Origin of the sequence: Rossellomorea pakistanensis (assembly GCF_016908495.1) — a bacterium.
GTDB classification, from domain to species: Bacteria; Bacillota; Bacilli; order Bacillales; family Bacillaceae_B; genus Rossellomorea; species Rossellomorea pakistanensis.
Genome location: NZ_JAFBDZ010000002.1, coordinates 403,624 through 415,805, shown reverse-complemented (window position 1 = coordinate 415,805; position 12,182 = coordinate 403,624). Strand labels below are relative to the sequence as shown.

General features: G+C 37.7%; 6 protein-coding genes and 1 pseudogene. 2 read left to right on the top strand and 5 right to left on the bottom strand.

Going from position 1 to position 12,182, the window contains the following annotated elements; translation table 11 throughout:
* Window positions 1-194: 194 nt before the first annotated feature.
* The 4 genes and pseudogenes from ppdK to JOC86_RS09720 form a co-directional block, all read right to left on the bottom strand.
* On the bottom strand, window positions 195-2,864 hold the full coding sequence (ppdK, locus tag JOC86_RS09735; protein WP_205171401.1) for a pyruvate, phosphate dikinase: 2,670 nt from the start codon (window positions 2,862-2,864) through the stop codon (window positions 195-197).
* Window positions 2,857-3,678: a pyruvate, phosphate dikinase/phosphoenolpyruvate synthase regulator gene (locus tag JOC86_RS09730; RefSeq protein WP_205171397.1), complete on the bottom strand. Its 822-nt coding sequence runs from the start codon at window positions 3,676-3,678 to the stop codon at window positions 2,857-2,859. Before JOC86_RS09730 ends, ppdK begins: the two co-directional genes overlap by 8 nt.
* 452 nt (window positions 3,679-4,130) lie before the next feature.
* Window positions 4,131-4,355, bottom strand: a pseudogene (locus JOC86_RS09725) (alpha/beta fold hydrolase); the annotation flags it as partial.
* A 92-nt stretch (window positions 4,356-4,447) separates the two neighbouring features.
* Entirely contained in the window at window positions 4,448-4,876 is a 429-nt protein-coding gene (locus tag JOC86_RS09720) for an SRPBCC family protein (protein WP_205173477.1), read from the bottom strand.
* A 447-nt stretch (window positions 4,877-5,323) separates the two neighbouring features.
* Between JOC86_RS09720 and JOC86_RS09715 the strand changes: the two genes are divergently transcribed.
* Window positions 5,324-6,181 (top strand): helix-turn-helix domain-containing protein, encoded by an 858-nt coding sequence (locus tag JOC86_RS09715; protein ID WP_205173476.1) that lies wholly within the window; start codon window positions 5,324-5,326, stop codon window positions 6,179-6,181.
* A 464-nt stretch (window positions 6,182-6,645) separates the two neighbouring features.
* Here JOC86_RS09715 and JOC86_RS09710 read toward each other — a convergent pair whose 3' ends face one another.
* The gene (locus JOC86_RS09710; RefSeq protein WP_205171391.1) at window positions 6,646-10,497 is read right to left on the bottom strand and encodes an endo-alpha-N-acetylgalactosaminidase family protein; all 3,852 of its coding nucleotides are present in this window, start codon (window positions 10,495-10,497) and stop codon (window positions 6,646-6,648) included.
* Between the two features lie 916 nt (window positions 10,498-11,413).
* Here JOC86_RS09710 and JOC86_RS09705 point away from each other — a divergent pair.
* Entirely contained in the window at window positions 11,414-12,163 is a 750-nt protein-coding gene (locus JOC86_RS09705) for a hypothetical protein (protein WP_205171389.1), read from the top strand.
* Window positions 12,164-12,182: the final 19 nt, after the last annotated feature.

Below are 12,182 nucleotides of genomic sequence, written 5' to 3'. Positions count from 1 at the left end.
TTACTATTGGGATTTTCATTAGGGAAAGTAATCTAAATTTCTGTATTATTTAATGTATTTAACGATAACGGCCAATACAAAAAACCCTATAATCCAAGCTTGAGGATAAAAGCTTGGTCATAGGGTTTTTTATTTCAATAAACAAATGTATTCGAAAAATGAAGAAACTGCCAAAAGAGGCAGCCACTTCATTTTTATACGTTAGCTTGAAGTTCGTACTTTTTTTGTTCACGTTTAATAGTAGCTTGAGCTGCTGCAAGGCGTGCAATAGGTACACGGTATGGTGAACAGCTTGTGTAATCCAGTCCTAAATCATGGCAGAACTGTATTGAATTTTTATCTCCTCCATGTTCTCCACAAATACCTGTTTTTAGCGCCGGCTTTATTTCCCTTCCAAGCTTTACCCCAGTTTCAACAAGTTTTCCTACTCCTTCTTGATCAAGAGATACGAATGGATTTTCTGGAAGAACTTTGTTTTCAATATAAGCTTGAAGGAATTTACCCTCTGCATCATCACGACTATATCCAAAAGTAGTTTGGGTTAAATCATTTGTTCCAAACGAGAAAAAGTCCGCTTCTTCAGCAATTTGGTCAGCTGTTAAGGCTGCTCTCGGAACTTCAATCATCGTACCAATAAGATAATCAAATTCCAGTCCTGTTTCTCCCTCAACCTGCACCCCAGCATTCATAACTAATTGCCGTATTTCTTTCAACTCGTTTACATGGCCAACCAAAGGAATCATAATTTCTGGTTTTACTTCTACTCCCTTTTCCATTACCTTCGCAATGGCATAGAAGATTGCTTTTGCTTGCATGAGGTATATTTCTGGAAAAACCATTCCCAATCGGCATCCACGGTGACCTAACATGGGGTTAAATTCATCTAATTGACGTACTTTTCTTAAAAGATGCTCTTTATCCTTTAATTCCTTAGAATTTGAACCTGCCATCTGAAGCTTTGTCACTTCAACCAGTAGTTCTTCCTTATCTGGCAAAAATTCGTGAAGAGGAGGATCTAATAAACGAATTGTTACAGGGTATCCTTGCATCGCCTCAAAGATTCCCTCAAAATCCTCTTGTTGCATAGGTAAAAGCTTATTAAGCGCCGTTTCACGCTCCTCATATGTTTCAGCCAGTATCATATCCTGAACAATTGGAATTCGATGGACATCCATAAACATATGTTCTGTACGGCATAATCCGATTCCACCTGCTCCAAATGCTAAAGCTTTTTTAGCATCTTCAGGATTGTCGGCATTTGCTCTAACGCCAAGTTTTCTTTCCTCATCTGCCCAAGTAAGCAACAATTGAAACTCGTCCGAAAGCTGTGGCTCGATCATTGGAATTTCACCTAGGATGATTTCACCAGTTGAACCATCCACAGAAATCACATCACCTTGGTTCACAATCGTATCTCCTACTTTAAACTGCTTTAATTTCAGATTAATTTTTAGTGATTCACAGCCACATACACAAGCTTTTCCCATACCTCTTGCAACAACGGCTGCATGACTTGTCATTCCCCCACGGCTAGTGATCGTTGCCTGAGCAGCTACAATTCCATGAATATCATCAGGTGTCGTTTCTTGGCGGACAAGAATTACCTTTTTACCATCTTTTGCTAATATTTCGGCTTCATCTGCATCAAATACGACTTGCCCTGTTGCGGCTCCAGGTGAAGCTGGTAAACCATTAGCTAACGGTTTCCGCTCATATGAATCATCAATTCGACGATGAAGCAGCTGATTTAGCTGATCAGGATCTACACGCAAAATCGCTGCTTTCTTACTGATAAGTTGCTCTTTTACTAATTCAACGGCTATTCTAATGGCTGCTTGAGCTGTTCTTTTACCTGTCCTTGTTTGGAGAATAAATAGTTCACCACACTCTATTGTGAACTCAATGTCCTGCATGTCCTGATAGTGCTTTTCGAGAAGATGGCAAGTCTCGATAAACTGCTGATAGACTTCTGGCATTTCATCTTGGAGGGTACCAATAGGTTGAGGTGTACGAATTCCAGCAACAACATCCTCCCCTTGAGCATTGATCAAATATTCACCATAAAGCTTGGCTTCCCCTGTAGATGGGTTCCGTGTAAATGCCACTCCGGTACCAGAATCGTTCCCCATATTTCCAAAGACCATACTTTGAATGTTCACTGCTGTACCAAGATGACCAGGAATTTTTTGAAGACGTCGGTATACAATCGCACGTTGGTTGTTCCACGATTCAAAAACAGCACTGATGGAAAGAAATAATTGCTCCTTTGGATTCTCAGGAAAAGCCCTTTTAGCATGTCTCTTAACAATATCTTTGTATCCGTTAATAACCTCTTTCCAATCTTCCGCAGACATTTCAGGATCTGAATCATATCCCTTTTCTTCCCTGGTCTCCTCTAAATATTGTTCAAAATAAAAGCCATCTACTTTAAGGACAACATCACTAAACATTTGAATGAACCTACGGTAAGAGTCATAGGCAAAACGTGAATTTTTTGTAAGCTTTGCCAGCCCCTCAACTGTTTCATCATTCATTCCAAGGTTTAAAACGGTATCCATCATTCCTGGCATTGAATGCACTGCGCCGGAGCGGACGGAAACAAGCAGTGGATTTGATGGGTCTCCAAGTTTTTTACCTGTTTTTTCTTCAAGTTTTTTAAGTCCTTCTAAAACCTGAACGTCCATCTCTGTTGAAATGGATTTACCTTCATCATAATATGAATTACAGGCCTCTGTTGTAATGGTAAAACCATACGGAACGGGCAAACCAATTCGGGTCATTTCTGCTAGATTTGCTCCTTTACCTCCTAAAAGCTCCTTTTTTTCACTGTTCCCCTCATCAAACATAAAGACAAATTTATTCATGGAAGACGACCCCTCTCTTTTTTAACATGGCTAATAGTAAATCCGCTGTCTCTTCTATTGCTTTATTTGAGACATTAATAATGGGACAACCGATTCGTTTCATAATTTTTTCAGCATAATCTAATTCTTCAAGAATCCGATCCAAACTCGAATAATTCGCTTGGGATGTTAACCCTAAATTTTTTAATCGCTCTTTGCGAATTTCATTTAATTTATCTGGTGTTATGACTAAACCTACACATTTATTTTTGGGAATATCAAAAAGTTCATCAGGAGGTGTTATTTCCGGTACTAAAGGTACATTTGCCACTTTAAATCTTTTATGGGCCAAATACATAGAAAGCGGTGTCTTTGATGTTCTAGAAACCCCAATTAATACAATATCTGCATTATTAATCCCTCTTAGATCTTGTCCATCGTCATATTTTACCGCGAACTCAATGGCTTCAACTCTACGAAAATAGTTATCATCTAATTTCCTCATAAGACGTGGCTGCCGTATGGGTTCTTTATTAAACTTTTGAATAAATGCTTTCATAAGCGGATTCATTAAATCAATAGCAATAATCCCTTCCTCTCGTGCACGCTGGTCAAGATATTGCTTTAAAGGCGGTATTACGATCGTATAGGCAATAATGGAATTACTATACTTTGCTGCAGTAAAGACATTATTAAGATCTTTAATATCCTCTACATAAGAGACATGCTTGATTTCAACATCTCCCCCATTAAATTGTGCTGCAACCGCTTTTACCATCAATTCAGCCGTTTCACCAACCGAATCAGATACAACATAAACAATTTCCTTATTCACATACCGATCCCCCTATTCGATGGCCATTTAGTGTTATTTAAATGAGTATTTATGTTATTCTATTAGTATAATTTTTTACATATGTGTCATACTATTTAATTAAATAGTATAATACCATTAATAATGATTCGTTACAATTCTTTTTTCGGTTATGGTGCAAAAACTACACTATAAATTACAGGTAAACCCACATATGATTTTTTGGAACTGTAAATAAAGTAAGCGACCTGTGTTATGGAATAAAATTAACAAGGTCGCTAATTGTTGTTGTAAACATTTTTTTGTATTATTTAGGGACATATGCGTTGCCTTTTGTCTACTATTAATAGATTTAGAGCATAATATAAATAAAGAGAAACCAGTTCCTGTAAAGATTAGGAACTGGTTTCTCTTCATTTAGGTTCTTAAATATAGTTCACCGTGATGACCTGTGGTTTGTCGAATAGCCTTAGTCATTGGACCACCGAAGCACAACAAGTCCAATTCCTCCTAATTTTTTGTACTACTTCTTCAGGTTTGTCCCAATGTAGCATATGTGTAGTATTCGGAACTAATTGTACTGTAGCCCTCGTTTTCTGTTTAAAAATCGTTGCCGTTTTATCCCTATACTCTTCCCAATTTTTCGGTAATGTTGCTCTCAGTAAAATAATATTAGGTGGTAATTTCTCATCAATATCTTCCTGAACGAAGTAAAATACGATTTCTTGAGATTTCCCTACGGTAAATCTCCTATTCAACTTTTTGCAATTTAACAAAACAGATCCAAATCTTATTGAGCAGCTTCACTATACTTTTTAAAATTTTCTAGAATCGACTGCCATCCTGCTTTCTGCATCTCAATGGAATTAGTGTCTTCAGCTTCAAAAGTTTCTATTATTTTCGTATCGCTATCCTGACCAACAAACGTAATTTCAACTTTCCTACCGTCGCCCATCGTGTATGAAATATACTCATGGTTTCTCACATCATCATAAACGCCAGCAAAATCAAACCCGAAGCTTCCATCCTTCGCTTCCATTCGTGTAAGAAATTTGCCACCAACACGTAAATCATTCTCTGCAATCGGCGCATGCCAATCATCAGAAGCGTTAGACCATTGCTTTATATGCGCTGGTTCTGTCCAATATTCCCACACTTTACCAACTGCTGCATGAACTGTTATTTCAACGGTTATTGTTTCTTTCTTACCTGTTTCCATTGTTAACACCTCGGATATTAGATTTAGTTTAATAGTATATGTAATAATCGAAATCTTCAATCGATTATTTCGAGCTTCAACATTCATAACAAGGTTAGTGAAAATAGTAAAGGGTGCTGTTATGAATCCAGTATTTAAAGATTTGGTTCACACGATTAATTCAGTGTTTTACGTTACACCATTTCAAGCTATAAACGCTTGAATGGAGGTAGGTAACTATCGAAAAAGGAATCCATTAAATTTATGAACAATAAGACTAGCAATATCGGTTCCCTTTAAGAGAGATCCTTCCATACTCAATATAATGAAATGTCTCTTTTTTGTACATTTAGGGTAATTGCTTTTACAATAAACATCTTGTTTAGGTTTTTAGCTATATTGCTTTTTGTATAACACCTGATAAAATAACTGTTATAGGAATATTCTGAAAAAATGGAGGTGAAAGAAATATCCTATAAAGTCTATAAAGTAAAAGATTTTCCTACTAAAAAGATGCCGTTTAAACTCCTGTATATAACGCGTTCAGAATATGATAAAGGCTGGCACAGCACACAGCATACCCATCACTTTACAGAGCTTTTTTATATTGTAAAAGGAAAAGGATCATTTATTTTGCCAACGCATGAAATTCCGGTGAAAGAAAATGATTTGGTGATGATCAATCCAAATGTTGAGCATACAGAGAGATCGAATAGCCAGGATTCACTCGAATACATTGCACTCGGAATTGAGGGGTTTTCTTTCTCGCTTGCAGAAGAAAAAGAATCACAAATGGGGTTGTATACATACCAAGGAGATCGTGAGGATATTTTTTTCTATCTTAATAAATTACTAGATGAAGTTCAGAATAATAAGGAAGATTATGAAATCATCTGCCAAAACATTATCGAAATCCTAATTGTCAAACTGAGGCGTGGAAAAAACTTTACCATCGAAAAAACCGAACCAAAAAATATTAATCGAGCGGTCTCTTTCATCAAATATTATATCAACCAAAATTATCGTGACGCGATTACACTGGATGCATTGGCAGAAGCGGGTCACATCAATAAATATTACTTAGCTCACACCTTTAAAAAGGATATGGGCATTTCACCTATTGAATATTTGAACCAAGTCCGGATCAAAGAAGCAAAAATTCTCTTAGATACAACCGATTACACTATTGCCGCCATTGCTGAAATTACCGGTTTCTCTTCGCAATCTTTTTTTACACAAGCCTTTAAACGAACAACGAATCAAACCCCCTCCCAATACCGTAAAGAAGCAAGGAAGAAAATTTTGATGGCTAGAGGTAAAAAATAGAAGAGAATAAAAAGCGGATGCTCCCGATTAGCATAAGGCAAGATGGGACATAAAGGTAGGGTGCTTTCTCTTCCTTCATAGCTTTAATGTTGGTAATAGATTTGGATCATCTTAAAGTTCTATTTTTGTGTTTTTTCAGGGTCCTACCGCCTTTTGAGACCCTCATTCCTTCTTTTCCGGATTTTCGCGACCTCATACGACTCCTTTGAGGACCTCATTTTCGCTTTTCTGGATTTTCACGACCTCATTTTTACCGCTTCACTTTTTCAGGGTTTCAACAAACATCATTTATTCCCTTATTTCCTATAAACAAAAAACTCGAAAACTAAAACAGTAATGTCTTAGGTTTCGAGTTTTCTTTTATTATATAAAGGGAACTCTATGTTAGACTAGTTCTTTGCATCAACGTTGTCGATTAACATCATTTCCTGGGGAATTATCTGCCAGAGTCTGACTCCATACCATCAATCTAGTCTTTCGATCCGAAGATTGTCTAATATAAATGTGCCTGCGCCTGTGTCCCCATTCAAACTAGTGCCATCACTGAAAATCCCAATATACGTTTGCCCGTTATCAGAGCCTATTACCGTGAACTCTGCTGTATTGGTATTGCTAGAGGCAGGAAGTCGTTCATTTGCTCTTAATCCTTTGGCATCGCTAATTTCGCGAACATCAATTTCTTGATCTCCTGATATAAAGCGATAGGAGTCGGCTGTTGTTTGGTAGTCAAAGGTTACTTTATAGGTGACGCCCGGTTCAAAATGATAGTGTTGTGGAATAGTGCGATACACTAAACCTTTGTTACCAGTATTCACTTTGACCGACCAATTGCCACCTAGGACATCGTCGACTAATTTTTTGCCGGCCCAACCTTTTTGTGTATAAGGAGCGTGCAATTCAGACAAATGGATTCTGTTGTCTGATACACCTTCTGTATTCCCAATAACAAATGGGTATATCCCTTGGACGACTGATTCAAAGTCTTGTTCAAATACCCGTTTAGAAACATGGTTTGTCAACGTTTTTTGAATAACCCGAATATCATCGAATTTCGTATTTCCTTCTCCTGCTTCACGGCTGAAAGTGATTTTAGCTGTATCCGATTCTGCTGTAAACGATACTTGCATTCTTTGCATTTTACTATTGTATCCATCATTTGTAGCATGTGAATCTGCCTGTACATAATTCTTTTGCAGGCTGCGAAGCGTGTAATTGCTTACGTCCTTAACGCCGCCGGTTACTTCAATTGAAGCTTTAACATCGCTATTGTTTTCGACATATACTTCTGCTACATAATCTTTTCCTGGTTTCAAATCGGTAATCTTTCGTGTAACTTTTGTGTCTTTGGATGGTTTGTTGATATCTAAGTAGTAGTCACCACTGCTTAGATCACGATTGCTTCCAGTTTGGTCTGTTCTGATGACTCTTACAGCTTTTTTATCTCCTTTAACCTTTGTATGTTTATCTTTTATTGTTCCAGCATTGAAACTAGTGTCGTAAACATGAGCACCTGAGCTCCAATTCTCAATTTGCAATCCTTTTTCTTTTTCCGCTTCCACGACATAAGGAGTTGCAGGCTCAGCTGATAATGTTATTTGATTATCGACAACCTTCACTTTCTTCTTATCGGATCTGCCTTGATCAGTCACTTTGTACACATAAACTTTTTTGACACCTTTGTATTCATCTGGAAGGGTCCAAGTCGATTCTCCACCTTCCAAATTCCAGTGATACAGTTTTTTAGAATCAGGAGTTGGCGATTCAAAATCCTGTTCTATCCATGGAATCAAATACTTACGTCCATCAAGGACAACGTTATCATTAAGAGTAATGATCCGTTCTCTGGAATTCTTTTTCCGTGTGACTTTTACAACATCTCCGTTAGTTGGATCTGCTAATTTAATTTCTTGTTCCAGGTTAGTTTTTTGAGGATCGCCTTCAATCGTATTCCAATTGGTTACATAATATTTTTGCAAGAATTTCGTTGGTAGGTTGGTATCAAAGGTCATTTTGATAAAATTGTCAAAATTCTTATCCGATTGCCAGCCTTCAAAACCAGCTAATTCATATCCGCCAAGTAACGGATGGTCTGCCGTTCCACCGGCTTCAGGCCAATTTAATACCCACGAATCCTTTTGGTGATTACTAATAAAGCGAAGAACTTCCGAGTTAATTCCTTTATGAGTAGGTCCCCCATAGTTCTTATCTGTGGCCCAATGCTGCCATGTTGAATAATTGGCAATAGATGTACCAAATTCGGTGGTCACTCTCCAGCCTCTATCGATCAATTGCTCTGCCACTCGATTCGATTCCCATTGATCTTGATACCATACGTCTAAATAGATGAAATCAAGATTTGGTACTGCTTCTTTTAATTGATCCAATCTTTTAGCACGTGAGCCTGAATATAAATCTTTTAATTTATTGATTGTATAAGATTGGTCTAACCAGCCCCATCCTTTCGCATTTGGACCGTTAATTAAGTTCTCACTGAAAGAATCGGCTTCAGGGTACGTTTCTTGAGCGTTAATGTGAACGCCAAATTCAGCGTTGAATTTATGCCCTGATTCCACAAGCTTATTCAAACCCTTAGCTCCGCCCATACGTTTACCCGCATCACCGTAATCCGGGTGCCCGCTATCATGACCTTCATTGGCATACCCTTTTAACAACACAGCCTGCCCCAATCCATCTGTTGCAAGGGCTACCTTTTTCACATTATCTAATGTTTTAAGGAATGGATGTTGTACTTGCGATCCAAAATTCATGGCAATACGTGTGGCTACATTATTATTGACATCTTCTGAACCAGGAATATCTTGCATGATATCACGGTATGCAATTGCCCCATCCTGCCAGTCAACCTTATCATCCTTATTCAAATCCTCTGCAATCGCAATTTTTACAATAGGTGGATTAGAGGATGGCTCAGGCATGAATTCCCGATGGTAATAGAGTTTACTAGAGCCTATCCCCATTGCTTTCGCGCCATTTTCATTTTCAAAGCGACTAGCGACTAAGTTACGGTAGCCATTTACTTCTGAACTCGACCATACACCGGCACTCAATTCATCCGTTGACAAGAAAGCCGTATAATAGCTATCTGATGTTCCGATCTTGTCCATAGACGAGTCAACTGTTACATCGACATCACCCTTCTTCGTGACATCACTGCTAAGATTCGTTAATTTGGCTTTCGCGTTTGTTTGACTGGAATTTACAGAAATAAAGTTCATGTCCGCAAATTCAACCGTTTCAATGGTTGCACTACCGCCATTATGAATCTTTTCAAAGCTATAAATAACTTTATTATTATCCACTTTTAAAGAAAGTGTAAATTTAGCATCAAGCCCCTCAAATGGATCCTTAACACTTAATACGTAAATAGCTTTATGATCACTAACCTTTTCAAAGATTACGTCAGGATAGTACAGCATCCCATTTACTTTTAAACCGTAAACAGGAGCTACTTGCCCATTCATGACTTTGTCTCCCACTCGGTATTCCATCACGCGAGGAAATACTTCATCAATCACGACATCCATATAGTCCGAACTTAACGTTTCTGGAACTGGTTGCTTATTAGGAGGCTCAGGTGGAGTGTATTCATTAATTCTGACATTTGAAATCGTAATGTTAGCTGCACCACGGCTCTTTTCTAGCCCAAGTAAGCCAGGAGCGTCAACTCCTTCAGGCTGTGTCCAAGAACCCATTTTTTCATCATCAATGTATAATGTAGCCCCATCATCAATAAATTTCACGCGTAAATGATAGGTTTGATCAGCTTTTAATGGCACACCTGTTGTCATCGATGTCCAACTGTTCTTAGGGCCAAAGATTTCTCCAAAATACTGATCGTTCTGATCACCTGTCCCTACATAAGTGTAAGCAGAAGAATCTTGAACACGATAAATAAAACCAAAGCGATTCAAGTTCGTATCTGAAGTAATATCAGCTTCAAAAATACCATTCTTAATCTCTTCCATCTGATTGTAGACGATTTTATTTTTTCCATTAGAAGTAACACCATAAGTGACGGAGCCATCGTCGTTATATGTGAGGGTTCCGTCCCCTTGAATAATGTCAAAATCACCTTCTTCAAGACGATTGTCATTAATGTCTACAGAAGGTTCGTTATTTCCTGGCAGTTCTTCGCTTTCATTCATTTTGTTTCCCCCTGTTGCAATGTTAACCAAAGGATTGGACTTTGTTGCTTTAGCATGTAAGGGCGAAACAAAATTCGGCAGTGATAATGGGAGTACTAACATAAATACAAGAAAAACTGAAAATGCTCTTTTTAAATAATCTTTGCCCATGACTTAACCTCCTTTAATTTTAATAGACTCTAAAAAACCATGAGTTAAACAAAATCCATTGAGTAATAAATCACAACCTTTCCACCCCCCTTAGGTTATGGAGCGTAGGTCACACATTTATTAAGCAAGAATGCTTTGGATGCTATTTGACTTGTAACCTTCACACGCAGAACACCCTTGGAAGGACTTTCACACGTTATTGTACTAGTACATAATCAAGACTATATTGAATAAAACGCTTTCACAATCAAAATATTGTCATAATTTTTAGAAATATTGTCTTTAGTTTATTTTGCAATAAAACATATGAGTTAATAAGAGACTTATTGAGGTTTGAAAGATTAACTAGTAATCATTAAGAGCGATAAATAGGTAGGCATAAAAAGATCCCCCCTGAAAACAGGAGAGATCTACAAGAAAATTCTAGAAACCTTTAAGCTGAAGAGCGAAAGTCTAATAAAAGAAGGAGAGTGAAGAGAATGAATTAATTTTGTCGTTGGTAGTCTTATTTCACTAAATAATTTTCCCTAATACAAACGGAGTTTTTTACAAGTTGTGGTTTATACTCGTATTAAAGCAAATAAGTTCAAATTATCTGATGTATAGTAGATGATAACTTTCACAATTGCAGTTAGTTGGACCTATATATCCTCCCAACGAAATTTTATTGTCCTCTTCATTGTTTTATAACCCCAACTAAAGACCCTATTAGCAAAAGCATGGCGCACAGGTTTCGGCAGTGCCTTTGTCGAAAATAATCGGATTTTTTTTAATTACCCCAATTTACAGAATTTAGTTCCTAATGTACCATTTAGTTAAGCATGTACTAAAAAGGTGTGGTTCAGTTACTTACAATCGAGACGTACTACTTTTCACGGGAAACGGACTTATACCTTGCAAAAGGAGACTAGTTAAGATGAACCAAAAAAAATTACGATTCGCGTTAATAGCTGGATTAATTTTCCTCACTTCCTTAACCTTCACCTTGGCGAGGAATGGTACGTATGCTTGGTTCACATCAGAGAGTTCAGCTTCAGGTGTCATAACAAATGCAACGACTTCTGATTTGTTACGGATGAAAGGGGATATTCAATACGGGGAAAATTGTCAAGTAAGCAGCACGGTAACGATCCAGAACATCTCGACGATCGATATTCCTTTTAGTCTAGAACTGATAAGCAAAAATGGCGGAACAGATGTAATCAGTAAAACGTTACATCCTAATGAAAGCTTTACAAGTCCCCCAAATAAAATCAGTCAGCGACAGAACGACTGTACTATAAAACAAATTGAATACGATTTAACAGCCTTAAACTCCTATATCGATGAGCCTTTCATCCTTTCCGTGGATCAAGAAAAGCTTAAGGCTACAGTAAAGCCACCCCCTCCTGCTAAGGCAGACACAAACACAGAGACAATAGAGGATGAAAGCACAGCCAGTGAAACAGAAAAAGCAATAAATGACCCTTCCCTTCCACCTGTTCAGGAAAAGGAAGCGGCAATAGATCCATCAGCTCAAAAACCAGAAGAACCTATAGAACCACAGCATCCCCTAACTGATAAAGAACAGATAAAACCATCAGAAGAAAAACCGAAAACAGAGGAGGAGCAGCCACAAGAAACAAAGGTTCTGGAGGGATCCGAAAATCCTGACTCTAATAGTTAATGGATCTTAGCACCTTATA

Excerpts from the sequence above, each read along its gene's own strand:
- ppdK (WP_205171401.1), bottom strand. The coding sequence starts at position 2,864 with ATGAATAAATTTGTCTTTATGTTTGATGAGGGGAACAGTGAAAAAAAG.
- JOC86_RS09720 (WP_205173477.1), bottom strand. The coding sequence starts at position 4,876 with ATGGAAACAGGTAAGAAAGAAACAATAACCGTTGAAATAACAGTTCAT.
- JOC86_RS09710 (WP_205171391.1), bottom strand. The coding sequence starts at position 10,497 with ATGGGCAAAGATTATTTAAAAAGAGCATTTTCAGTTTTTCTTGTATTT.
- JOC86_RS09705 (WP_205171389.1), top strand. The coding sequence starts at position 11,414 with ATGAACCAAAAAAAATTACGATTCGCGTTAATAGCTGGATTAATTTTC.